Origin of the sequence: Amycolatopsis sacchari (assembly GCF_900114035.1) — a bacterium.
In the GTDB taxonomy this organism is placed as follows: Bacteria; Actinomycetota; Actinomycetes; order Mycobacteriales; family Pseudonocardiaceae; genus Amycolatopsis_E; species Amycolatopsis_E sacchari.
In genome coordinates, this window is record NZ_FORP01000025.1 from 1 (window position 1) to 23,598 (window position 23,598).

Sequence of the window (23,598 nt, forward strand, 5' to 3'; positions counted from 1 at the left end):
TGACCAACCCGAGGCACGCCCACATGGTAGAGAGAAAACCCCGCCACCACAGGAGCCCCGCCACGCGTGTCAGACCCCAACCCCCGCCTAACTTAGCGGTATTGGCCGGCGGGCAGGCTCCAGGATGATGGGCCCAAAGGGACCTCACCTTGGGGTGGGTGGTCGAGTTGAGTGATCATCCCGTCGCCTGCGGTTTGTGCATATCACTTTGCTCCAGAGCCGCAAGCCTGGCATAGCAAGCGCGAGTCCCAGCGCATGTTGCGGCCCTGGCCCAAAGTGATCGCCCGGTTTCAGGCGACGGGATGATCACCCAACTCTCGGGTGTACTGCGGGCCTGACGGCCCCCTAATCCTCATCCACCAGCAGCGCTTCCAGCGCCACCAGGCCAGCCGCGAGATCCCGCTGCAGCTCCTCCGGTAGGCGGTCGATGCGCTTGTTCAGCTCGTGCACCCTCGTGGAACGCACGCCCGACAGCATCCGCTCGCCGTCCTCCGTGGCCGTCGCCAGCCAGGCTCGCCTGTCGATGGGGTCGGGTTCTCTCCGGGCGTAGCCGGACTCCACGAGTGACGCCACGATGCGGGACATCGTCGCCGCCGCGACGCCCTCCTTCACCGCCAGGTCGCCCAGCCGCATGGGGCCCGAGGCGACCAGCGTGGCCAGCGCGGAGATCGAACCGTGCCCCGGACCGGGACTGCCCGCCTGCCGCAAAGATCGTGACAGCCTGCCCACCGCCAGGAACAACCGCCCGGCGACGTCCTCGGTCGTCGACGTGTTCACCTCGAGCTCCTTCTGCTCGCCGTCCCCCGTTGCCAAGAGTTCGGACCACGATACGTGCACCCCACGTCTGGGTACGGTGAACACCGTAATCCGGACGTTCTCGGCAACCCAGGGTCAGCGGGCGGGAGAAGAAGCCTGCGCCCAGAATCGTTGTGGAATGCGGCCCGCGCCCCGCGCCAGCCGTCCCGCGACGACCGCCGAGCGCATCGCTTGCGCCATCCGTTCGGGGTCCTGCGCGCGCGTCACGGCCGTGGACAGCAGCACCGCGTCGCAGCCCAGCTCCATCGCGAGCGCCGCGTCCGAAGCCGTGCCGATGCCCGCGTCGAGCACGATCGGCACGCCCGCCCTGGACACGATCAGCTCGATGTTGTGCGGGTTCCGGATCCCGAGGCCCGTCCCGATGGGCGCGCCGAGCGGCATCACCGCCGCGCAGCCCGCCTCCTCCAGCCGCAACGCCAGCACCGGGTCGTCGTTCGTGTACGCCAGCACGGTGAACCCGTCGGCCACCAGACGTTCCGCCGCGTCGAGGGTCTCGATGGGGTCCGGCAGCAGCGTCCGGTCGTCGGCGTGGACCTCCAGCTTGATCAGGTCCGTCTCCAGCGCCTCCCGCGCCAGCTGCGCCGTCAGCACCGCCTCGGCCGCGCTCCGGCAGCCCGCCGTGTTCGGCAACAGCCCGATATCCAGCCGCCGCACCAGTTCCAGCACCCCGGAGCCGCCCTCGGCGTCCGCACGGCGCATCGCGACCGTCGTCAGCTCGGTGCCGGACGCGACCAACGCGCGTTCCAGCACCGCGAGGTTCGCCGCGCCGCCCGTGCCGATGATCAGCCGCGAGCCGAGTTTGTGCTCGCCGATGACCAGCTGGTCCCCGTCCACCGTCTCACCCACCTTGCACCGCCGTCAGGATCTCCAGCCGCGCGCCCGCCGGCACGACCACGTCGTCCCAGTCGCCCCGCCGGACGACTTCGCCGTCCAGCGCCACGGCGATGCCACGCGGCGCCGTGCCGAGCGCCTCGACCAGCCCGGCGACCGTGGTGCCGTCGGGGAAGGCCCGCCACTCGCCGTTGACCTGTACTTCCATCTACTTCTCTCCCAGCCGGTGTGGATCGGCCGCCGCCACGTGCGGAGGCGGCGGGGCGCCGCCGAGCAGGGCGACGACCGCGTCCGCCGTCACCGGTGCCAGCAGCAGCCCGTTGCGGTGGTGACCGGTCGCAGCCAGCACGCCGGGGCTCAGTTCGCCGATGAACGGCACGGTGTCGACGCTCGCCGCGCGCAGCCCGGACGCGCATTCCACGAGCTCGTACTCGTCGATGCTCGGGAAGATCCGTTCGGCGCCTTCCAGCAGCTCACGCACGCCCCGCGCGCTCACCGTCTCGTCGAACCCGGCCTCGTACTGCGTCGCCCCCAGCACGAGTTCCCCGTGGTCACGCGGCACGAGGTAGATCGGCCGCCCTTCGACGACGCCCCGCACGGTGCGCGCCGGCGGCGGCAGGCTCGTGCGCCTCGCCCGCAACCGCAGGATCTCGCCCTTCAGCGGCCGGACCGCGAGCGCCGGGTGCAGCCGGCCGCTCCGCGCCCCGGCGGCGATGACGGCGACGTCGCACCGCACCTCACCGGCGAGCGTCCGGACCCGGCCGGGTTCGAGATCCGTCACCTCGTCGTCGGCGAACTTCACACCCCGCCGGACGGCCGCGGCCTGCAACGACCGCAGCAGCCGCCGGTTGTCCACCGCCAGGTCACCGGGCACGAGCAGCGCGCGGATCCCGTTGACGCCGGGCTCCAGCGCCCGCAACTGACGACCGGTGACGGACTCGACCTCGCGCCCCAGTGAGGCGAGGTATCCGGCGAGCACTTCCAGCTGCTCCGCGTCACCCCGGTCGAGCGCGACCACGACTGTGCCCGCGGTCGACAACCCGGGATCACCCCCGTCGCGGGTCAACTCCGCCGCGAACGCCGGCCAGCGCCGGAGCGACTCCTCGCCGAGGTGCAGCGCGGCCTCCTCACCGGGCCACGCCTCGGTGACCGGCGCGAGCATCCCGCCCGCGACCCACGAAGCCCCGCGGCCGGGCGAAGGATCGACCACCGTGACGTCGTGCCCCGCGAGCGCGGCGCGCCACGCCACCGACAGACCGATGACCCCGCCGCCGATCACGGCTACTCGTTCGACCACAGAAATCACGCTCCCTGCGCCGGCATTATCCGGATCAGGTTCCACGGTCGGAGCGGTCGCGGCTCCCTCTCAGCCCGTGCCTCGGGCTCCCGTGCGGACCCCTCCACCATAACCCGTCGGCTACCGTGACGACCATGCCAGGGCTCAGCGGGGACCAGATCAGGAAGCGGCTCGACGAGGCACGGCTCTACCTGTGCACCGACGCGCGGCGGGACCGCGGCGACCTCGCGGAGTTCGCCGACGCGGCGTTGGCCGGCGGGGTCGACATCATCCAGCTCCGCGACAAGACGGGCGGCGCTCCCCTGGAGGCGAAGCAGGAGCTGGCGGCGCTGGAGGTGCTCGCCGAGGCGTGTGCCCGCCACGGCGCGCTGCTCGCCGTGAACGACCGCGCGGACGTGGCGCTCGCCGTGGACGCCGACGTGCTGCACCTGGGCCAGGACGACCTGCCGGTGCCGGTCGCCCGCCGCATCCTCGGCGACGGACCGGTGATCGGCCGCTCGACGCACTCGGTGGAGCAGGCGCGCGCGGCGGAGGCGGAGCCGGGCGTGGACTACTTCTGCACCGGCCCGTGCTGGCCGACGCCGACGAAGCCGGGCCGTCCCGCGCCGGGGCTCGACCTGGTGCGGGCGACGGCCGGGGCGCGCCGCCCGTGGTTCGCCATCGGCGGAATCGACGAAAAGCGCCTGCCCGAGGTGCTCGAGGCAGGCGCTTCGCGAGTGGTGGTGGTGCGGGCCATCACCGAGGCCGACGACCCGCGTGAAGCCGCCCGGCGGCTGGCCGAGCGGCTGCGCTGACGGCTCAGCCGCTGGTCGGGGCCGCGCTCTGGGTCGGCGTCGCCGACTGGGTGGGAGTGGCGCTGGTCTGCGACTGCGTCTCCTCCTGGGTGGGCGTCGCCGACTCCGAGGTCGACGTCCGCGTGGTCGACGAAGGCGCCGACGAGCGCGAGCGCGACGACGGGGTCTCCGTGACCGTCCTGGTCGTGTCCGTGGTCGGCTCCGACCCGCCGGACTTGCCACCGCCGCCGACGACCTGGCTGAACGTCGTGCCCTTGCCGCCGGAGACCGCGTGCCCGGTCACGGACTCGAACCCGGTCAGCGCGAGCATGCCGATGACGAACGCCGCCACGCTCGTGCCCACGATGAGCGTCCACCGGTTCTTCCACCAGGGCTTCTTGGCCGGCTTCTCCGGCGCCGCCAGCACCGTCGTCCGCATCCCCGTCATGCCCGTCGCCCCCGGCTTCGGGATGTAGACCGTGCGCTGACCGGCGGCGGACTGCCCGGCGCCCGCCATCGGGATGTGCTGCGTCGGCTGTGCGGCGCCGCCCCCGGGTACCTGCCGCGTCGGCTGCACCAACGGGTTCACCGACGTCGCGGGCGGTTCGACGAACCGCGTCTCCTGGCGCAGTCGCGTGTCGTTGAGCGCCAGCATCTCCGCCGTCCTGCGCGCCGCTTCCTTCGTGCGTTTCAGCGAACGCAGGTACAGCTCACTGCCGATCGTCGTGATGATGCTGGCGATCCCCGCACCGGCGACCGTGCCGCCCACCCCCAGCGTCGAGCCCAGGAACGCGGCCGTGATCGCGGCCAGCGCCGACGCCACCACCTGTGCCGGCTTGAGGCCGGACTTCTCTTTTTCTTCCTCGGCCATGATTCCGATCTGCTCGCAGGTTGCCACGCCGTGATACCACGGTGTTCAACGTGTTAGTCGATCGAAATGCTCCCGGTGTTAGCAGTTTCGTGAGCCGCACCACGGCGTCTGTCCACAGTGGACTCGAATACTCACGGGTACTTCACCGGCCCACCTGCGTCGGCGGCCCGTCGACCGCGCAGTGCAGGCAGTGCTGCCCATGGTCTTTCCCTTGTGGCCCAACGTGTTCCGGCTTCAACACGGAGTTGCTGACGCCGAGCGCGAGCAGGCCGCCGAGCGCCGCGAGACCGGCGCAGACGACCAGCGAAACCCGCCAGCCGGCGGTGAGCGCCACGGGATCGGCGTAGGACTCCCCGGACAGCCCGGCGACCGCGGGCAACACGGCGATCGCCAGCAACGTGCCCGCCCGCGCGATCGCGTTGTTGACCCCCGAGGCGACCCCGGCGTGCTCGGCGGGTGCCGCGGCGAGCACCGTCGCCGTCACCGGTGCGACCACCGCCGCCAACCCGAGCCCGAACACGAGGACCGCGGGCAGCACGGTCCCCAGGTACGACGAGCCCGGTCCGACGCGCGTCAGCAGCAGCATGCCCGCGGCCAGCACGAACGGCCCCGCGACGAGCTGGAGGCGGGGGCCGATCCGCTGCGCGAGCGCGCCGGACCGGCCCGACAGCACGAGCATGACGACCGTGATGGGCAGCCCGGCCAGGCCCGCGGCCGTCGGCGAGTACCGCAGCGACACCTGCAACTGCAGCACCAGCAGGGTCATCACGCCGCCGAGCGCCGCGTACACGACGAACGTCAGCGCGTTGGACGCCGTGAACGTGCGGTCGGCGAACATCCGCGGCGGCACGAGCGGGTCCGCCGACCGCCGCTGCCGCACCACGAACGCGGCCAGGGCGACGAGCCCCACCGCGCCCGCGACCAGCACCAGCGGGTCCGCCACACCCCGGGCCGGCGCCTCGACGAGCGCCGCCGTGACCCCGGCGAGCCCGGCCGCGCCCAGCACCGACCCGGTCACGTCCAGCCGCCCTTCCGCGGTCTCGTCGCGCGACTCGGGCACGTAGCGGCGGGCGAGCCAGACGCACGCGACCGCCACCGGCAGGTTGATCAGGAAACCCAGCCGCCACGACCACGCCTGCACCAGCAACCCGCCGACCAGCGGCCCGGCCGCCGCCGCGAGCCCGCCGAGCCCCGACCACGCGCCGATCGCCCTCGGCCGGTCCTCCTGCGCGAACGACGACTGGAGGATCGCCAGCGAACCCGGTGTCAGCAACGCGCCGCCGACACCCTGCAGCACGCGCGTCACGACGAGCATCGGCGTGGACACGGCGAGCCCGCACAGCAGCGAAGCCGCGCCGAACCAGACGACCCCGACGAGGAACACGCGCCGCCTGCCGAAGCGGTCGCCCAGCGAACCCGCGATCAGGATCAACGCCGCCAGCGCGAGCAGGTAGCCGTCGAGGATCCACTGCAGACCCGCCACCGAGGCGTCGAACTCCGCCCCGATCCTGGGCAGCGCGACGTTGACGATCGAACCGTCGAGCATCGCCATCCCGGACCCGAGGATGGTGGTGGCGAGGACACCGCGCGCCCGCGCGGTGCCCCAGCGCACGGTCACGGGGTGGTCAGGGTGGTGACGAACTTGTACCGGTCACCGCGGTAGATGGAACGGACGAACTCCACGGGCTTGCCGTCCGAACCGAACGAGTGCCGGGACAGCAGCAGCACCGGCATCCCGACGTCGGCGCCGAGCAGCTCCGCCTCGACGGGGCCGGCGAGCGAGGTCTCGATCGTCTCCTCGGCGCGTTCCATCTGGACACCGAACTGCTCGCGCAGAACCGCGTACAACGAGCCGCCGCCCGAGATGTGCTTGCGCAGCCCCCGGAACCGGGACAGCGGCAGGTGCGTGGTCTCCAGCGCCATCGGCTCGCCGTCAGCGAGGCGCAGCCGGCGCATGCGCAGGATCTTGGCGCCGCTGCGGATGCCGAGCAGCTTCGACATCTCCGGTTCGGACGGCAGCTCCTCGATCTCCAGCAGCTTCGACGACGGCTCGCGGCCCTGCGCCCGCATGTCCTCGGTGTACGACGACAGCTGGAGGCGCTGGGCGAGCTTGGGTTCCGCGGCGAAGGTGCCCTTGCCCTGCACGCGGTGCAGGCGCCCTTCGGCGGTCAGGTCGGCGAGCGCCTGGCGGACGGTCGTGCGGGAGACCCCGAAGTCGGTGGCGAGCGCACGCTCGGTGGGGATGGGCGAACCGGGGGGCAGGCTCTCCAGGAGGTCGAGGAGGTGCTGCTTCAACGCCCAGTACTTCGGTTCGCGCTGCCCGCGCGTGGGTGACTCCAACATGACCGACTCCCTCTTTCGACACGCCTCCCGGCGCGAGAAGAAACTACCCTTTCGCCCCGTCTTCCCGCCCGGGTTTAGTATTGGTCTAGACCTTAAAGGGGTAATGCTGCGAAGATGCGGGAAAACCTACCGGATTCCGGCCTCGGTTCGCCCTGGCGGCACGGTGCCGACCACGCGCACAATCGCAGGAGCACGAAAGGGAGAACTATGACCCGCCCCGGACAGCACATGGCAGCGGAGATCGCCGAGCAACCTGAGGTGCTGGCCGGCCTCGTGGCCCGGCGCGCGGAGATCGCCGAGGTGGCGCAGGTCATCGCCCACCGTCCGCCGCGGTTCGCGCTGCTGGCCGCGCGCGGGTCGAGCGATCACGCGGCGTTGTACGCGAAGTACCTGATCGAGGTAATGCTCGGGCTGCCGGCGGGGCTCGTGTCCCCGTCGACCGTCACACTCTACGGTGCGCGCCCCGACCTGCGCGACGTCCTGCTCGTGTCCGTCAGCCAGAGCGGCGGCTCCCCTGACCTGCTGGAATTCACCGAGACCGCGCGCAAGCAGGGGGCGCTGACCGTCGCGGTCACCAACACGCCGGACAGCCCGCTGCACCGCGCGGCCGAACTGGGCGTGAACATCGGCGCGGGCACGGAGCGTGCCGTCGCCGCCACCAAGACGTACTCCGCCACACTGCTGGCGCTGTACCTGCTGATCGACGCCGTGCGCGGGGGCGACGGCTCCGCGGCCGCCGAGCTGGGCCCGCTCGCCGAGCAGGCGCTGCAGGCGCCCGTGCAGCGCGCGGTGGACCGGTACCGCTTCGTCAACCGCATCATCACCACCGGCCGCGGCTACTCGTACGCCACGGCGCTGGAGTCGGCGCTGAAACTCGCCGAGACCAGCTACCTCGCCGCCCGCGCGTACAGCGGTGCTGACCTGTTGCACGGTCCCGTCGCGGCGATCGACGAGGACACCGCGGTGCTCGCCGTGACCGGCACCGGGCGCGGCGGTGCGGCGATGCAGGACGTGCTGAAAGCGGTTGCCGAGCGGGGCGCGGACGTGCTGGCGCTCGGTTCCGCGGCCGACGACGTGCCCGCGGCGCTGCGGATCCCCGTCCCGGCGGTGGCCGAGGAGCTGGCGCCGGTGCTGGAGGTGCTGCCGGTGCAGCAGCTCGCGCTGGGCCTGTCGGTCGCGCGCGGTGGCGACCCGGACAGCCCGCGCGGCCTGCTGAAGGTGACCAGGACGCGATGAGCTTCGTCATCGGGGTGGACGCGGGCGGCACGTCCACCCGCGCCATCGCCGTGGACGCGGCGGGCACGGTGCTCGGCACCGGCCGCTCCGGTGGCGCGAACCCCAACTCGCACTCGCCGTCGATCGCGGTCGCCCACCTCGCGGAAGCGATCGAGGGCTGCCTGTCGGGGCTGAACGTGCAGGAGGCAAACGCTTGCGTCGTCGGCATGGCCGGCAGCAGCAAGCTCACCGACCCCGCGGTGGCGGAGCTGTTCGACGCCACCTGGCAGCGGCTCGGCCTCGGCGAGGTCCAGGTGCGGACGGATCCCGAGGTGGCGTTCGCGTCGGCGACCTCCGCCCCGGACGGCACGGTGCTCGTCGCGGGCACGGGGTCGATCGCGGGCCGCATCCGCAAGCGGCGTCTGGTCGCCACGGCCGGCGGTTACGGCTGGTTGCTGGGCGACGAGGGTTCGGCGTTCTGGCTCGGCCGCGAGGCCGTCCGCGCGACGCTGGACGCGCTCGCCGCCCGGCGCGAACTCGGCGAGCTGGCGCGGTCCGTGCTCGCGGAGGCGGAGGTGGAGACGGATGATCCGCTCCTGGCGTGGCAACAGCTGATCACGGTGGCCAACGCGGAGGCGCCGATCCGCCTCGCCCGGTTCGCCCCGCTGGTCAGCACGGCGGCCGACGCGGGTCCGATCCTCGACCGGGCCGCGGACCTGCTGGCCGGCCTCGCCCGCGAGGCCCGGGAGCCGGGCGAGGACACGCCGGTGGTGCTCGTGGGGAGCGTGCTGGCGGGCCCCGTCGGCGAGCGCGTGCGCGCGAAACTGGCCGGGCTCGACGTCCTGACCAGCACCGATGGCGTGCTGGGCGCGGCGTGGCTCGCCGCGGTCGAGGCCTACGGCGAGGGCGCCGTCAGGCCTGCTCCTCCTGCTCCGGCTCCTTGAGCCGCAGGCCCGGATGGTCGTCGGGCAGGGTCCGGTAGAGCACCCAGCCGCTCACCGCGATCGTCAGCGCCTGCAGCGGCCACGTCAGCACCGTGCGCGCGATGCCGAGCGCGACCAGCTGGCCCGTCCACCACAGCGGCAGGTAGACCGCCACCCGCAGCAGGTACTGGCACGACCACGTCAGGCTCGCCCGTGAGTACGCGCGCAGCAGGTCCGGGTCACGGCGCCAGCGCGTCTTCTGCCCCAGCAGCAACCCGACGACGACCCCCAGCAACGGCCACCGCACCACCACGCTCGCCGCCCACAGCAGGGCGCTCGCGATGTTCGACAGCAGCTGGATCAGGAAGAAGTCCTGCGCGCGCCCGGTGTGCAGGGCGATCAGCGCGGCGACGATCACGGCGGCGAGGCTCACCACGACCGCCCGCGCCTTGTCCCCCCGCACCAGCCGGAACACGCCCACGACGACGGCCGTCGCGATGGCGGCCGCCGAGCCCCACGCGATCGAGTTCCCCGCGATCAGCCAGCCGAGCACGAAGGCCAGCGGCGGCAGGCTCGCGTCCACCGCACCCTTGCGGCCACCGAGCACCGTGGCCAGCGACTCCCGCTCCCGCGTCCCTTGTGAGGTCACCCTTACATGCTGCCCGAAGAATCCCGTTCCGGGAACGTCCGGGGAGATCTTGCCCACAGGGCGCCGCGCACGGCGGTAATACGGAGGCGCGGGTGACCGACAACGTAAGAGACTGTGACCTCACGGGAAACCGACGGTGGCGCAGGTCGGGAACAGGAGTGCATCCTCGCGGTGTTGGCTCCTGGGGGGAACTGAATATCGGTGCTGGAGAGAGGGGATCGCAGCGTGTACGGCTACGACAGCTATGTCGCCCTGGGTGACAGCTTCACCGAGGGCCTCAACGACGAACTCCCCGACGGCACCTTTCGCGGCTGGGCCGACCGGCTCGCCGGGATCCTCGCGGGGGACACACCCGGTTTCCAGTACGCCAACCTTGCGCTGCGCGGCAAGATGCTCGCCGAGATCGTCGACGAACAGGTACCCGTGGCGCTCGAACTCAAACCCGATCTGGTGACGTTCTGCGGTGGTGGCAACGATGTCATCGTCCCCGGCACCGACGTGGACGAGATCTCCGCGCAGATCGACTCGGTGGTCGCCGCGCTGCGGGGCGCCGGCATCGAGGTGCTGCTGTTCAACGGTCCCGACACGAAGACGCTGTCGGTGATGAGCGTGCTGCGCGGCAAGATCGGCATCTACAACACGAACCTGTGGGCGATCGCGGCCCGGCACGGCGCGCAGGTGGTTGACCTGTGGACCATGGACGTGCTGCGGGACCCCCGCGCGTGGAGCGACGACCGGCTGCACTTCACCGCCGAGGGCCACCGCCGGATCGCCTTGCGCGCGGCGGAGATGCTGGGCGTCCCGGTGACGGAGGACTGGCGCGAGCCGTGGCCCGCGCTCGACCTCCCGCGCAACTGGGTGGCGCTGCGCCGGGCGGACCTGGCCTGGGGCAAGACGCACCTGCTGCCGTGGATCCGCCGTCAGCTGCGTGGCGAGTCGATGGGTGACGGCCTGTCCCCGAAGCGCCCGCAGCTCACGCCGTTCGTGCTGCCGTCGCTGTCGTCCTCGGACGAGCACGCGCACACCCGCTGAAGCAGGGTGGTGGGTGGCGCCGATGGTGCCGCCCACCACCCTGGCCAGTGCCGTAGGTACCACTGATAGGGCCAGCCACTTCCCCACCACCACCCTCAACAGAGACGCTCCGCGCCACTGCTAAGGCCAGCCACTTCCCCACCACCACCCTCAACGGAGGCGCTCCGCGCCGCTGCTAAGTTCTCAGGCATGCCGCTCCCGCACTGGACCATGGAGGGCGTACTCCCGCCAGGGCGGCTGCCAGCCGATCTCGCCGACATCTACGAGCGGCTCGTCTTCGACGCGCCGCACCAGAACGAGCGGGAAATCCTGTTCAGCGCGCTCAACAGCTACCTCGGCGCGGTCGCCCGCGTCATCCCCAGCGGACGGGCCTGGATCGGCGGCGCGTTCATCGCCCGCACCGAGCACGTGCCCAGCGGGCTGGACGTGGTCCTCATGCCGGACGACTGGGGCAGCCTCAAGCGCATGACCGGCCCGGTCCGCGACGCGCTCTACGGCCTGCTCACGCTGCGCGGGGTGATCATCGGCCAGCCCGCGATGTACCTGGACCAGGTGCAACCGGTGGGCGGCCTGCTCGACGGCTTCCTGTGCTTCCCCGGTGACGAGGACATCTGGGCGCAGACCTGGTCGATGTCCGGCACGCGCGGCTTCCCCGAGGTGATCTGGTGACGGAGTTCCGCAGGATCGCCGACGACATCCCCGGCGGCACCTGGCTCGACGACCTGGCGCGCGCGTCGGCGATGGCGGCGCACGCGAAGTTCGAGCGCACGTCGCGCTCCCCGCTGTTGCGGGTGTCGATGCTGGGCTCGACGAACCTCGACGCGTACACGTTCTCCGACATCAGCCGCGCGCTGCAGGACGCCACGGCCAAGATCGGGCACATCATCCGCAACCCGCAGGCCGAGGTCACCTACGTCCAGCCGACGGACCGGGACAAGGCGCCGCTCATCCAGCGCGGTCAGGCGGGCAACACGATCTTCTTCGGCTTCCCCGAGCCCGCGCTCGACGACGCGCTGATCCACGACGGCATCGAGAGCCTGTCCGAGCGCGCGGTGAAGGAGCTGTGCGACTTCCTGCCCGCCAACGGCTCCGACGACGGCGCGCTCGACGCCGTCCTGCTGCAGCGCGACACCGTGCGCAACGCGGTCAGCGACATCGTCAACGCGGTGGTCAAGAACGTCGGCATCGGCATCCAGCTGACCCCCACCTCGGGTGACGACGTGGCCCGCAGCATGACCCTGGACCAGGCGAAGGTGCTGCACGGCAGCCTGCGCGAGTCCCGCGAGGCGGTCGGGTACGAGACGGTCTCCGGCCGCCTCGACGGCGTCCGCACGCGGCGGCGGATCTTCTACCTGGAGCGCGAGTCGGGCGGGACCATCCAGGGCGCCGTCGCGCCGGACCTGCTGGGCCAGATCAAGGAGAACCTCGACCGGCCCGTGACCGCCCGGCTGCGGGTGGTCCGCACGACGACGATCGACGGCCGCCGCGGCCGCCCGGTGCACGAACTGCTGGAGATCACGCCCGAGGTCAACCTCTTCGACCAGTGACAGGGGCCCACCCCCGCCCCCGATCTCGCATCGTTCAACGGCCGTCACGGTGCGTCAAGGGCGCCTCCGGCGTCGCTTCGCGATGGCTTCGCCACCCTGGACCCACCGCGCCGGCCGCTGGGGAAGCTGGGGATCGGGAACGAGGGTGGGGTGTGGGCGGTGGGCCACCGGGTCGCGCCGCCGGGTTCCATATCCACCGCCGGGCAGCGAAAACGGACAACGAAACGGCCTCGTGCCACCAGTCCCGATCTGGTGGCACGAGGCCGTCCCGGTGAAACATGCGACGGGGCGGAAAACGCCCCCGCCGATCTCATTGTCAGCGGTCGTACAGGACTCACCCGAGCAAGGAGAACCCACACCACCGACGACAACCTGGGGCCGCTCCGGACTCCGCCGTTGCGGTGGCGCTCACCGTAACAGCCTGCGCTGGAGCGGCTACAACCGACCCACGGTTCGCCGGTGTGATTTCCCGCTCACCGCGTGATGGGCGTGAACTCCCTGCTGCCGATGAACGTGGGCCGGGGCTTGCTCGCCGCGAACGGCTCCACGAGCGCGTTCTCGACACTGTTGAACACCAGGAAGATGTTCGACCGCGGGAACGGCGTGATGTTGTTCCCGGAGCCGTGCATGATGTTCGAGTCGAACCACAGCGCCGAGCCCGCCGGGCCGGTGAACTGCTCGATGCCGTACTCGGCGGCGAGCTTGGTGATGTCCGCCTGGCTCGGCACGCCGATCTCCTGCTCCTTCAGCGAGGACTTGTAGTAGTCCTCCGGGGTCTCGCCGACGCACGGCACGAACGTGCGCTGCGAACCCGGCATGACCATCAGCCCGCCGTTGAACGGGTAGTTGTCGGTCAGCGCGATCGAGCAGCTCACCGCCCGCGGCCGCGGCATCCCGTCCTCGGCGTGCCACGTCTCGAAGTCCGAGTGCCAGTAGAACCCGGTGCCCTTGAACCCGGGCATGTAGTTCACCCGGCTCTGGTGGATGTACACCTCGGAGCCGAGGATCTGCCGCGCCCGGTCCAGGATCCGCGGATCACGGATGAGCTCGCTGATCAGCTCGCTGATCTTGTGCACCTCGAAGATCGACCGGACCTCGCCGCTCGCCTTCTCGGTGATGACCCGCTCGTCGGCCTTCAGCTCCTCGTCGCCGGACAACCGGACCAGTTCCTGCCAGTAGGTCTGCACCTCGGCGGGGGACAGCAGCCCCTCGACGACGTGGTAGCCCTTCGCGTCGTGGGACGCGAGCGTCGCCGCGTCGTCCGGGCCGTCGGCCTCCGTGCCCCAGACCGTCGGGTCGGTCCGGTCGATCGGTTCCGCGGTGCCGGTGACCCGCGTCGGGTAGAGGTCCTCGATCCCGGTGTCCATGGTGGTCAAAACGGTTCGCCTCCTCGGCTTCCCTTTCTTCGTGCGTGGCGGGGGTGGTGCGTCAGTCCTCTTCGGTGATCAGGGGGTACACGCCGTTCTCGTCGTGCACCTCGCGGCCGGTGACGGGCGGGTTGAACACGCAGATGGTCTTCATGTCGGTCTTCGGGCGGACCTGGTGCTTGTCGTGGTCGTTGAGCACGTAGATCGAGCCGGGCCGGAGCTGGTGGGTCTCGCCGGTCGCCTTGTTGGTGACCTCGCCTTCACCCTCGTAGACGAACACCGCTTCGATGTGGTTGACGTACCAGAAGTCGTTGACGGTGCCCGCGTACAGCGTGGTCTCGTGCACCGAAAAGCCGACGCCGTCCTTGGCGAGCAGGATGCGCTTGCTCCGCCAGTTCGGCTCCTTGATGTCGGCCTCGGTGTCGGTGATCTCGTCGAGGGTACGGACGATCAAAGCTTCTCTCCCGTTCTACTTGCCCAGTACTGCCTTGACGGAGGCGTCGATGATCTCGAGCCCCTCGCCCACTTCGGCGTCGGTCAGCGTCAACGGCGGCAGCATCTTGGCCACCTCGCTGTCCGGGCCGGAGGTCTCCATCAGCAGGCCCCGCTCGAACGCCGCGGCGCACACCTTCCCGGCGATCTCGCCGCTTTCGAACTCGAGGCCACGCGCGAGGCCACGCCCCTTCGCGGTCAGGTTCGCCTCGGGGTAGGCCTCGACGATGCCCTGCAGCGCCGCGCCGATCCGCTCGCCCTTGGCGCGCGTGGACTTCTCCAGCTCGTCGTCGCTCCAGTAGGTCCGCAGCGCCTCGGCGGCGGTGACGAACGCGGGGTTGATGCCGCGGAAGGTGCCGTTGTGCTCGCCGGGCTCCCACACGTCCAGCTCGGGCTTGATCAGCGTCAGCGCCATCGGCAGCCCGTAGCCGCCGATCGACTTCGACAGGCACACCATGTCCGGCTTGATGCCGGCGTCCTCGAAGCTGAAGAAGGGACCGGTGCGGCCGCAGCCCATCTGCACGTCGTCGACGATGAGCAGGATGTTGTGCCGCTCGCACAGGTCGGACAGGCCACGCAGCCACTCCAGGCTCGCCGCGTTGATGCCACCCTCGCCCTGCACGGTCTCCACGATCACCGCGGCCGGCTCGTTCAGCCCGCTGCCGGAGTCGTCGAGCAGCCGCTCGAAGTACAGGAAGTCCGGGTAGGCGCCGTCGAAGTACTGGTCGTAGGGCATCGGCGTGGCGTGCACCAGCGGGACACCGGCGCCGCTGCGCTTCATCGAGTTGCCGGTGACCGACAGCGCGCCCAGCGTCATGCCGTGGAAGGCGTTGGTGAAGTTGATGACGGACTCGCGCCCGGTCACCTTGCGGGCCAGCTTCAGCGCGGCCTCGACCGCGTTGGCGCCGCCGGGACCGGGGAAGATGACCTTGTAGTCCAGCTCGCGCGGCTTGAGGATCTTGTCCTCCAGCGTCTCGAGCAGGTCACGCTTGGCGACGGTGAACATGTCGAGCGCGTGGGTCACGCCGTCGCGGGCGATGTAGTCGAGCAGCGCCTGCTTGAGGACCGGGTTGTTGTGCCCGTAGTTGAGCGCCCCCGCCCCCGCGAAGAAGTCGAGGTACGGGGTGCCGTCCTCGGCGTAGAGGCGGCTGCCCACGGCCCGGTCGAAGACGACCGGCCAGCCACGGCTGTAGCTGCGCACCTCGGACTCGAGTTTTTCGAAGATGCTCACTGGCTATTCCACTCCCGACTGCTGGCTTGCGGATCGCCGAATTCCACGTTATTGCGCGGAAAGCGGGCCTATTCGGTACAGATCCTCTTGCTCGTGCGGCCCGCTGTCCGCCGGAAAGTCCGAGCGGGCGAACAGTTCCGTGTGCTCCATCGGCGCGTTCCAGCGTTTCGCGAACGACGCGAACGTCCTTATCGATGCTTCGTTGTCCGGGGTCACGGTCGTCTCCAGGTAGCGGACGCCCCGGCCCACCAGACGCGTGAACAACTCGTCCAGCAATGCCCCGGCCAGGCCACGTCCGCGCTGTGACGCGTCGACGGCCACCTGCCACACCAGCGCGGTGTCGGGCGCCGAAGGCCTGCGGTACCCGATCACGAAACCGACCGCCTGACCGTCCACTTTGGCCACGACGGAGGTGTCAGCGAAATCCCGGCACCACAACAAATACGCATATGGCGTGTTGAGATCCAGCTTCTGCGAATCCCGTGCGATTCGCCACAGCGCAGCGCCGTCGGCCTTGGTCGGGAAGTCGATCAAGTGCTTTCCGGACATGTCAAAACAAGCTAACAGAGGTTCTTAGCCCGTTCAGCGCAAGACGAAGCGCGCACGTTGACTACCTGCAACGACGACGAAACACATGTGACAATAACAACAAAAATGTACCTTTTCGCGGCTGGATGTGCTATACGCCCAGCACGGACCCGCCGCGGTGGCCGGTTTCCCGGATCGCCACCGGAGAAGCGCTGCGGCTGCCGGTTTCGTTACACGGTAGTGGTCCGGGTCACGTCACGCGAATCGGCCGCCGTCGGATCGCAGGACGCCCAGAAGCGGGACCCGAACCGCGACAGTCGCAGGGTGTGACGGACCAGCTTGACCCGGCGCGCCCCGGCGGCCGCTGTCCGCACCAGCTCGTCGGTCGCCAGCACCTCGTACTGCGAACCGAGCGCCGGGTCCTCGGCGGTGACGTCGACGAGACCGAGCCCGGCGAGCCGGGTCACGTAGCTCGGGACCTCGTCGGGCAGGGTCACGCCGGCGGCTTTGCCCACGGTCGAGGCGTTGCGCAGCAGGATCTTCTCGCCGCGGGCGACGACGTCGAGCACGGGATACGGCTCGCCGTCCGACAGCACGACCAGGATGCGGGCCTCGTCCGGGGTGAGCTGCCGCAGGACCGTGGCGTACAGGTACTCGCGGGCGCGGTCCCGGTCGAAGGTGACCGACCGGTCCAGCAGCTCCTTCATCGCGGCGCGCAGGGGCTCGGGCGCCGGCACGACCTCACCGGACGGTTCGCGCGTCCCCGCGGCGCTGAGCGCCACGACGTACGGGTCGTCGAACTCGTCGAGGCGACGGCGCAGGCCGCTGAGGACCTGGCGTTCGACCTGGCGCAGGCCCTCGCCCGCGTTCTCCAGCCCGGGCAGCCTGCCTGCCAGCGACGCGCCCGTGCGCGCGGCGAGACCGGCGAGCCTGCCGACGCGGCGCAGCAGGCCGTCGTCGTCTTGCGCGGCGTTCACGGCGGACAGGCCCTCGCTGGTCACGCCGCAAATGCTAGCGGCAGCGTGCCGCCGGTCAGCGGACCGCTCGGCTCGCCCGTTTGGTCGCCCGCCGCAGCTGCATGATCCGGGCCGCGCCGATGAGCGCGACGAGCACCGCGCCGCCGATCGCGGCGAGCAGCAACGCGACGCCGAGCGGCAGGCCGGCGCTCATGCCGAGGAAGTTGACGGTCGCCGACGCCAGGTTCTGCAGGATGAAGATCAGCAGGAAGACCAGGACGATCAGCGCGACGATCACCGCCACCCACGTGCCGCTGACGCGGGTCCGTTTGATCGGCGCCGGACGCGGCGGGGCGGTGGGCTCCACCGGGGCGTCCGGGGTTGGCTGTCCCGCGGGAGACGCTGGTTCGGGTCGTGCCGCGGTGGTGGACTCGGGGTCCTGCGCGGAAGTCATGTCCGAATTATCGGCCGGACGGCGGAGTCTCGCTGGTTCACACCGTCCGATCGGGTGACCAGACCAGCGTCCGGAGGCGGCGTTTTTCCAGCGGCTCGCGTTCGAGCACGGCCGCCACTTCGGCGGTCCGCTCGACGCCGAGGCACAGGCGGCGGCGCGTGACGGCGACCAGTTCGTCGAACGGCATCGGGGCGGCGTCCTTCTCCCAGCACACGACCTCGGGCTCGAACCCCAGCTCGCGGACGGCTTCGACGGCGTCGGCGGCGGTCGGCCCGTCGGGGCGCTCGATGCCGTGGAAGTGCCGCCACAGGGGGTTCATCCGCGCCATCGGGTGCCGTTCGGTCAGCTCGACGACGACCCGCCGGGCGTGCCGCGCGAGTGCTGTGAGGAAGGGCGGCAGGTCCGGCACGTTGTAGAGGACGTTCGCGCACACGGCGACGTCGAACTCGCCCACCTGCTCGTGCACGTCGGGCCAGCGGCCCTCGACGGCTTCGTACGGCAGGGAAAGCGCTTTCGCGCGCTCGGCGAACGAGGCGAGCAGGGCGGAGTCGGTGTCGACGGCGGTGATGCGAGTGAGCTTGGCGGCGCAGGGCAGGCTCGCCGCGCCCGCTCCGGCGCCGACGTCGAGCACTGCCCCGCTGACGGCCCGGTGCGTGGGAGTCGCGGGCTCACCCAGCTGGCGGTCCACCCGGCGGACGAACACTTCGCGGGTCGGCTCCCAGGGCGATTCGGGCGCCCGCGTCAGGATTTCCGGCGGGATGGCCCATTCGGCGAGGCGCGTGGCCCACCGCTCGACGGCGCTCATGCCGCCGACGATAACCAGCGCTTCGCCTCCGCCCCGGCGTCGAGGGGGATCTGGTGCCCGCCGGGCTCCCTCACTGGTCCGGTCCGCTCTCCGGAACGGTTCCGCCATCTCCGCCCTCGATCAACTCGTACTCCAGCGTGGTCACGCCCGCTCGGGGTTGTTCTCGCTGGGCAGGTTCAGCTTGGGCAGCGTGTGCTCGATCTGCTCGCGGTCGGGCTCCAGCCACGGCGGCAGCTTGAGCGCGCGGCCCAGCTCCAGCAGCGGCTCGTCGATCGCGAAGCCCGGGGCGTCGGTGGCCACTTCGAGCAGGGTGCCGCCCGGTTCGCGGAAGTAGATCGACCGGAAGTACTGGCGGTCGAGGATGGACGTGACGTTCACGCCGCGGTCCACCAGCTCCTCGCGCCAGGAAGCCTGGGTCTGCTCGTCGGGCGCCCGCCACGCGACGTGGTGGACGGTGCCCGCCGCGACGAGGCCGCGCGGTGCGTCCGGGGTGACGAGCACGTCGACGATCGTGCCGGGACCGCCCTCGCCGGCGCTGAACCGCAGGCGGTTCGAGTCCTGACCGGTGAACGTCAGGCCCAGCTCGCGGAACATCTCCGCGGTCGCCTCCTCCTCGGCGACCGACAGCGTGACCGAGTGCAGGCCGCGGATGGCGTGCTCGGCGGGCACGTGCCCGTTGTCCCACGGGTCGCGCGGGTCGCCCTGCGGGTGCGCGACGAGAGCGAGCCGCAGCCCGTCCGGGTCGTCGAAGGTCAGCACGTCCTCGCCATCCCGGTTGGCGATGCGGCCGGTGGTGATCCCGGCCTCCGCGAGGTGGTCCTTCCACCAGCCGATCGAGTTCGGCGGCACGGAGAACGAGGTGGTGGTGGCCTGGCCGGTGCCGCGCGTGCCGCTCGGGGCGTCGCGCCAGGGGAAGAACGTCATGAGCGAGCCGGGCTTGCCGGACTCGTCGCCGTAGTACAGGTGGTAGGTGCCCGGGTCGTCGAAGTTCACGGTGGTCTTCACCAGCCGCAGCCCGAGCGTGCGCAGGTAGAAGTCGGCGTTGCGCTGCGGGTCGCCGCCGATCGCGGTCACGTGGTGCAGGCCGCTGGTCTTGATGGACATCCGGTCCTCCTTCGAGGGGATGGGAAGAAGCTATCTCGGAAACCTCTCGCTCGCAAGATATATTCCCGCAAGATACCTCCGCGTATACTGTTCGCGTGGCAGAGGATGACGAGATCGTGACGTGGTGGGGCCTGGTGATCGAAGGCTACGTCGCGACGCAGGACAAGTTGATGGGTGAGATCGGTGAGCGGTTCGGACTCTCGCCCGCGCAGTTCGACATCCTGATCCGGCTCGTCCGCACGCCCGGGTACCAGATGCCGATGACGCGGCTGGCCACCGAGGCGGCGCTGTCCAGCGGGGGGTTCACGAAGGTCGCGGACCGCCTGGTGGCGGCGAACCTGATCGTCCGCCGCCCGAGCCCGAACGACCGGCGGGTGACCTACGCGTGCCTGACGGAGTACGGGAAGCGGGTGGCCGAACAGGCGCGCGAGTTCTGCGCGTCCATCCTCCGGCGGAGGGTTCTGGAGCCGCTGGGCCCGGACGCCTCAAAGGCCCTCGCCGAGGCGATGCGCACGCTGCGGAGCGTCAACGGGGAGTAGCTGGAAGGCCGGTCTTGCTCCGCGCGGTGAGTTTGGCTCCGCAGGAGGCGGGGGTGGGTCGGTGACCGGGGTGGGTTCGGACGGCGGGCTTGCCTCGGTCCGGGGACGGCGAAACGGCCCCGGGTCCCCGGGGCAGCGACTGGGAGCGGTAGGAAGCCGCGAAGGCGGATTCGGGAAGCGGGGCTTGCCTCGGCCCGCGGACGCGAAACGGGCCCGGGGCGGCGGCGGGGAGCGGTAGGAAGCCGCGAAGGCGGGTTCGAGAGGTGGGGCGTGCCTCGGCCCGAGGACGGCGAAACGGGCCAGGGCGCCGGGGGCGGCGGCTGGGGCAGCGGCGAGGAGCGGCGGGAAGCCGCGAAGGCGGGTTCGGCGGGAGGGAGCTTGCCTCGCCCCGGACCGACGACGGCGAACACCGGGTGGCGGAGAGCGGCAGGAAGTCCCCTGGCCACAAAGGCCGGATCGGGAGGCAGGGCCTGCTTCGGCCGGATCAAGATCCTCGTCTGGTAGCAAGCGGGGCCCACGACTGGGGCCGGGCTCACACCCCAGCCGCCATGCGATCGCTCAAAGAAAGATCCTTGCGATGTCCAGCCACTTCTGGGCGTCTTCGCCGGTGGCGGTGAGGTCGGTCTCGGCTCGGGGTCTGCGTTGGGTCACCCGCAGGCAGAAGTCGAGAGCACTGCCCCGGACCCGCTGCCGGGCGTCTTCCGGGCCCCAGGTCCAGACCTCCCCACCGGGACCCGCCAGCTCCACCCGGAACGGCTCCGCCGGGAGCGGCAATCCGGCGACGTGGAACGAAAGTCCGCGCCCCACGAACCCCAACGTGGCTATGTGCCGCAGCCGATCGGTCGGGCGGCGCCGAACCCCCACCGTGTCGAGGACGTCCTGCCCGTGCGCCCAAGTCTCCATCAGCCGGAGCGGGACCATGAGCGCCGCGGTCAGCTGGGAGCCGAACCACGGAAACGTGTGCTCCAGCGGAACGTCACGCAGCGCCGCCGCCACCTCGGTCCGGCCGGCGCGCCACCGTTCCAGCAGCTCCGACCGCGGCTGCGCCGCACCCGCGGCGGCCTCCCGGTCCGCGTGCCCGCTGCCCCCGGCTTCCACCTCCTCCAGCACCGCGCCGAACGCCTCCGGCGTCCGGATCGCGATGAGGACGTTCGCATCGGCCGCCGCCAGGTGCGCGATCTGGTGGGCGATCGTCCACCCCACCGCGGGCGTCGGCTTGGACCAGTCGGGTTCTGCCGACACCACCGCGTCCAGCTCGTCCCCCTCCGCCACCAGACCGGACAACGCCAGGTCCCGCGGAACCCCGGACAGGTCAAGGCCGTAGTCCACCCTCACCCGGCCAGGCTAGGCCGGAGCGGTACCGGACCGCCGAACTTTTCCCCTTCGAACGCCGTCCTTACCCCGCACCCCCTAAACGCCCAGGCCCGGGAACAGCTTCGCGGCGTTGCCGGACAGGACCGCGCGCAACACAGCCGCCGGGAGACCCAACTCCGCGAGCGCGCGCACATTGCGGGCCGTACCGGGCACGCCTGGCCAGTCCGTGCCGAAGACGAACTTCTCCGCCAGCCGTGTGAAGTCGAAGCGGGCGTAGTACTCCGGGAGCTTCTTCGGCGGCAGGCCGGCCAGGTCCAGCCACACGTTGTCCTTCGCCAGCGCCAGGAACGCCGCCACGTCGTACCACCAGCCGCGACCACCGTGGGCGAACACGAACTGCACGTCCGGGAAGTCTTCGACCACATCGGACATCAGCTCCGGATTGCCGAAACTCGCCCGCGCGCCGGGGAAACTGCTCGTGCCCGAGTGGATGATCACCGGCACCCCGCGTTCCGCGCACACCTGGTACGCCGCGTACAGCTCCTTCTCCGCGGGCGAGAACGCGCCGTGCACCGGGTGGATCTTCAGCGCCACCGCACCCAGCCCCAGCTGCCGCTCCACCTCCGCCGCCACCGGGTGGTGCAGGTACGGGTTGACGTTCGCGACCAGCCGGAACCGCGACGGGTTGTGCTCCACGATCGGCAGCAGGTCCTCGATCGGCTGGATGCCCGTCGCCCGTGGGCTGTACTCGCAGAACAACAACGCCCGGTCCACGCCCTCGGCCTCGAGCAACGAGTCCAAAGCGGACGGAACCGGATCGCCGGCCGGGTCGTACGCGGCGCGCCAGTCGTGCGGGCCCGAGAACTTATCCGCCCAGTCCAGCCACGCCTGTTTCAACGTCGAAAGCCGGGGCACGTGGACATGCGCGTCCACCACCGTGAAACCGTCGATCACGCGAGCGCCCCCGGGCGCAGCGAGTCACGGACCTGCTCACGGATCACGTTCCGGCGGATCTTGCCCGTCGCCGTCTTCGGCAGCTCCGCGACCGCGACCACGGCACGCGGCCGCTTGAACGACGCCAGCCCCTCCCGGCAGAACTCGATCAGCGCGCCGGGCTCGACCACCCGCCCGGCCACCGGCACGACACACGCGACCGGCTTGTCGATACCGTCCGCGTCCGGCGCCGCCACCACGGCCGCCTCCGCCACATCCGGGTGCTGCAACAGCCTCTGCTCCACTTCGGCGGGCGACACCCAGATCCCGCCCGCCTTCAGCATGTCGTTGAACCGCCCCAGGCAGGTGTAGGTGCCGTCGGCGTTGCGCACGTAACTGTCGCCCGTCCGCAGCCACTCCCCCTGGAACACGCGCTTGCTCGTATCGTACCGGCTCCAGTACCCGAACGCAGTCGACGGCCCGCGCACAAACAGCTCACCCGGCTCGCCCACCGCGTCGATCGGCACGCCGAGCGCGTCCCGGATCTCCACTTCGTAACCCGGTACCGCTGTGCCGGTGGTTCCGGGCACCACCGCGCCGGGACGGTTGGACAGGAAGATGTGCAACGCTTCCGTGGACCCGATGCCGTCGAGGATCTCCACGCCGAACCGGGCCAGGAACCGTTCAAAAAGGACAGACGGCAGTGGTTCACCGGCTGAAACCGCCTGCCGCACAGAGACAAACGTGTCATCGGGGATGTCGCTCGCGAGCAGGGCGGCATAGAACGTGGGCACGCCGAAGAACAACGTGGGGCGTTCCGCGCGGACCCGTTCGGCCACCGACTGCGGACTGGGGCGTCCGGCTTCCAACACGACGGAGGCGCCCACGGACAACGGGAAGAACGCCGAATTCCCGATGCCGTAAGCGAAAAACAGCTTGGCGACCGAAAAACAACGGTCCCCGGGGCGGATGCCGAGCACCTGGCTGCCGTAGGTCTCGCACACGGCGCGCACACTGGCGTGCCGGTGCATCGCGCCCTTCGGCTCGCCCGTGGTGCCCGACGTGTACAGCCACAGCGCCGGGGAGTCCTCCCACGTGTCGAACGGCAGTACAGGGTCCGAAGTGGACAGCTCGGACCAGTCGTGCGTGTGCACACCGGGGAAATCCGCCGGATCCGCGCGGTCGAGCACCACCGCCGCGACCTCCGGCGCCCGGCCGACCGCCTCGCTCGCGGCGGCCGCGAACTCCGCGGACACGCACAGCACGCGCGCACGGGAGTCCGCGAGCACCTTGCCGAGCTCGGCGCCGGTGACCATCGTCGACACCGGCACCGGGACGGCACCCGCGTACATCGCCCCGAGGATGCCGGTGAGCAGCTCGACGCCGTCGACCATGCACAGCATCACGCGTTCCTCGGGCCGCACGCCGATCGCGGTGAGGCCGCCCGCGACGCGGTGCACCGCGTCGGCCAGTTCGGCGTACGTGAGCGTCCTGGCCGGGGTGACCACGGCGGTCCGGCTGCCGTCACCGTTTCGCACGTGCCTGTCGAGCAGGTAGTCCGCCGCGTTGAACCCCACC

The 23,598-nt window shown here is 70.9% G+C and carries 26 protein-coding genes and 1 riboswitch; of the genes, 7 read left to right on the plus strand and 19 right to left on the minus strand.

Translation table 11 applies throughout. From position 1 onward, the window contains the following. Positions 1-345: 345 nt before the first annotated feature. The 4 genes from BMZ92_RS29810 to thiO all read right to left on the minus strand — a co-directional run bounded on the left by BMZ92_RS29810 (position 346) and on the right by thiO (position 2,944). A complete protein-coding gene (locus BMZ92_RS29810; protein ID WP_091514526.1) occupies positions 346-777 on the minus strand; it encodes a MarR family winged helix-turn-helix transcriptional regulator in 432 nt (143 codons plus the stop codon). A 114-nt stretch (positions 778-891) separates the two neighbouring features. Beyond that, the gene (gene thiG / locus BMZ92_RS29815; protein WP_281245238.1) at positions 892-1,662 is read right to left on the minus strand and encodes a thiazole synthase; all 771 of its coding nucleotides are present in this window, start codon (positions 1,660-1,662) and stop codon (positions 892-894) included. Further along, positions 1,655-1,855, minus strand: coding sequence for a sulfur carrier protein ThiS (thiS, locus tag BMZ92_RS29820; RefSeq protein ID WP_091514351.1), 201 nt, complete (start codon positions 1,853-1,855; stop codon positions 1,655-1,657). Before thiS ends, thiG begins: the two co-directional genes overlap by 8 nt. Continuing rightward, on the minus strand, positions 1,856-2,944 hold the full coding sequence (gene thiO, locus BMZ92_RS29825; protein ID WP_091514354.1) for a glycine oxidase ThiO: 1,089 nt from the start codon (positions 2,942-2,944) through the stop codon (positions 1,856-1,858). Continuing rightward, positions 2,939-3,047: riboswitch (TPP riboswitch) on the minus strand. Its footprint overlaps the gene before it by 6 nt. A 31-nt stretch (positions 3,048-3,078) precedes the next feature. Between thiO and thiE the strand changes: the two genes are divergently transcribed. Beyond that, positions 3,079-3,738, plus strand: coding sequence for a thiamine phosphate synthase (gene thiE, locus BMZ92_RS29830; RefSeq protein ID WP_091514356.1), 660 nt, complete (start codon positions 3,079-3,081; stop codon positions 3,736-3,738). A gap of 4 nt (positions 3,739-3,742) precedes the next feature. Here the strand turns inward: thiE and BMZ92_RS29835 are convergent, their stop codons facing one another. The 3 genes from BMZ92_RS29835 to BMZ92_RS29845 all read right to left on the minus strand — a co-directional run bounded on the left by BMZ92_RS29835 (position 3,743) and on the right by BMZ92_RS29845 (position 6,931). Next, positions 3,743-4,588: a hypothetical protein gene (locus BMZ92_RS29835; protein ID WP_091514359.1), complete on the minus strand. Its 846-nt coding sequence runs from the start codon at positions 4,586-4,588 to the stop codon at positions 3,743-3,745. A gap of 142 nt (positions 4,589-4,730) precedes the next feature. Further along, positions 4,731-6,140, minus strand: coding sequence for an MFS transporter (locus tag BMZ92_RS29840; RefSeq protein ID WP_091514530.1), 1,410 nt, complete (start codon positions 6,138-6,140; stop codon positions 4,731-4,733). Positions 6,141-6,202: 62 nt separating this feature from the next. After that, positions 6,203-6,931: a GntR family transcriptional regulator gene (locus BMZ92_RS29845; protein WP_091514362.1), complete on the minus strand. Its 729-nt coding sequence runs from the start codon at positions 6,929-6,931 to the stop codon at positions 6,203-6,205. Between the two features lie 228 nt (positions 6,932-7,159). On the opposite strand from BMZ92_RS29845, the gene BMZ92_RS29850 reads away from it, so the two are divergent. Beyond that, positions 7,160-8,167: an SIS domain-containing protein gene (locus BMZ92_RS29850; protein ID WP_091514364.1), complete on the plus strand. Its 1,008-nt coding sequence runs from the start codon at positions 7,160-7,162 to the stop codon at positions 8,165-8,167. Then, complete coding sequence (locus BMZ92_RS29855; protein ID WP_091514366.1) at positions 8,164-9,090, plus strand: N-acetylglucosamine kinase; 927 nt, start codon at positions 8,164-8,166, stop codon at positions 9,088-9,090. Before BMZ92_RS29850 ends, BMZ92_RS29855 begins: the two co-directional genes overlap by 4 nt. Here the strand turns inward: BMZ92_RS29855 and BMZ92_RS29860 are convergent. After that, the gene (locus BMZ92_RS29860; RefSeq protein ID WP_091514368.1) at positions 9,059-9,718 is read right to left on the minus strand and encodes a DUF3159 domain-containing protein; all 660 of its coding nucleotides are present in this window, start codon (positions 9,716-9,718) and stop codon (positions 9,059-9,061) included. The genes BMZ92_RS29855 and BMZ92_RS29860 overlap by 32 nt on opposite strands. Positions 9,719-9,943: 225 nt before the next feature. On the opposite strand from BMZ92_RS29860, the gene BMZ92_RS29865 reads away from it, so the two are divergent. From BMZ92_RS29865 to BMZ92_RS29875, 3 genes are all read left to right on the plus strand, one after another. Further along, entirely contained in the window at positions 9,944-10,750 is an 807-nt protein-coding gene (locus tag BMZ92_RS29865; protein WP_177228928.1) for an SGNH/GDSL hydrolase family protein, read from the plus strand. Between the two features lie 189 nt (positions 10,751-10,939). Continuing rightward, positions 10,940-11,419 (plus strand): DUF6932 family protein, encoded by a 480-nt coding sequence (locus BMZ92_RS29870; protein ID WP_091514373.1) that lies wholly within the window; start codon positions 10,940-10,942, stop codon positions 11,417-11,419. Next, positions 11,413-12,297, plus strand: coding sequence for a hypothetical protein (locus tag BMZ92_RS29875; protein WP_091514375.1), 885 nt, complete (start codon positions 11,413-11,415; stop codon positions 12,295-12,297). Before BMZ92_RS29870 ends, BMZ92_RS29875 begins: the two co-directional genes overlap by 7 nt. A gap of 473 nt (positions 12,298-12,770) precedes the next feature. Here the strand turns inward: BMZ92_RS29875 and thpD are convergent, their stop codons facing one another. The 8 genes from thpD to BMZ92_RS29915 form a co-directional block, all read right to left on the minus strand. Then, positions 12,771-13,664 (minus strand): ectoine hydroxylase, encoded by an 894-nt coding sequence (gene thpD / locus BMZ92_RS29880; protein WP_091514378.1) that lies wholly within the window; start codon positions 13,662-13,664, stop codon positions 12,771-12,773. Between the two features lie 61 nt (positions 13,665-13,725). Continuing rightward, entirely contained in the window at positions 13,726-14,118 is a 393-nt protein-coding gene (locus BMZ92_RS29885; protein ID WP_091514380.1) for an ectoine synthase, read from the minus strand. A gap of 15 nt (positions 14,119-14,133) precedes the next feature. Continuing rightward, positions 14,134-15,387, minus strand: coding sequence for a diaminobutyrate--2-oxoglutarate transaminase (gene ectB / locus BMZ92_RS29890; RefSeq protein WP_091514382.1), 1,254 nt, complete (start codon positions 15,385-15,387; stop codon positions 14,134-14,136). 48 nt (positions 15,388-15,435) lie between these two features. Next, positions 15,436-15,936 carry a diaminobutyrate acetyltransferase gene (gene ectA / locus BMZ92_RS29895; RefSeq protein ID WP_091514385.1) on the minus strand — a complete coding sequence of 167 codons (501 nt, stop codon included), beginning with the start codon at positions 15,934-15,936 and terminating at the stop codon, positions 15,436-15,438. Positions 15,937-16,145: 209 nt separating this feature from the next. Further along, positions 16,146-16,916 (minus strand): Abi-alpha family protein, encoded by a 771-nt coding sequence (locus BMZ92_RS29900; protein ID WP_218153575.1) that lies wholly within the window; start codon positions 16,914-16,916, stop codon positions 16,146-16,148. A 31-nt stretch (positions 16,917-16,947) separates the two neighbouring features. Next, on the minus strand, positions 16,948-17,325 hold the full coding sequence (locus BMZ92_RS29905; RefSeq protein ID WP_091514387.1) for a LapA family protein: 378 nt from the start codon (positions 17,323-17,325) through the stop codon (positions 16,948-16,950). A 37-nt stretch (positions 17,326-17,362) separates the two neighbouring features. After that, positions 17,363-18,130: a class I SAM-dependent methyltransferase gene (locus BMZ92_RS29910; RefSeq protein WP_091514389.1), complete on the minus strand. Its 768-nt coding sequence runs from the start codon at positions 18,128-18,130 to the stop codon at positions 17,363-17,365. Between the two features lie 141 nt (positions 18,131-18,271). Then, positions 18,272-19,234: a ring-cleaving dioxygenase gene (locus BMZ92_RS29915; RefSeq protein ID WP_091514392.1), complete on the minus strand. Its 963-nt coding sequence runs from the start codon at positions 19,232-19,234 to the stop codon at positions 18,272-18,274. A gap of 95 nt (positions 19,235-19,329) precedes the next feature. Here BMZ92_RS29915 and BMZ92_RS29920 point away from each other — a divergent pair, with 95 nt between their 5' ends. Continuing rightward, positions 19,330-19,773: a MarR family winged helix-turn-helix transcriptional regulator gene (locus tag BMZ92_RS29920; protein ID WP_091514393.1), complete on the plus strand. Its 444-nt coding sequence runs from the start codon at positions 19,330-19,332 to the stop codon at positions 19,771-19,773. Positions 19,774-20,331: 558 nt separating this feature from the next. Here BMZ92_RS29920 and BMZ92_RS29925 read toward each other — a convergent pair. The 3 genes from BMZ92_RS29925 to BMZ92_RS29935 form a co-directional block, all read right to left on the minus strand. After that, positions 20,332-21,108 carry a TIGR03084 family metal-binding protein gene (locus BMZ92_RS29925; RefSeq protein ID WP_425425875.1) on the minus strand — a complete coding sequence of 259 codons (777 nt, stop codon included), beginning with the start codon at positions 21,106-21,108 and terminating at the stop codon, positions 20,332-20,334. A gap of 75 nt (positions 21,109-21,183) precedes the next feature. Next, positions 21,184-22,041, minus strand: coding sequence for an amidohydrolase family protein (locus BMZ92_RS29930; RefSeq protein WP_091514396.1), 858 nt, complete (start codon positions 22,039-22,041; stop codon positions 21,184-21,186). Continuing rightward, on the minus strand, positions 22,038-23,597 hold the full coding sequence (locus BMZ92_RS29935; RefSeq protein WP_091514399.1) for a benzoate-CoA ligase family protein: 1,560 nt from the start codon (positions 23,595-23,597) through the stop codon (positions 22,038-22,040). The genes BMZ92_RS29930 and BMZ92_RS29935 overlap by 4 nt, the downstream gene beginning before the upstream one ends. Position 23,598: the final 1 nt, after the last annotated feature.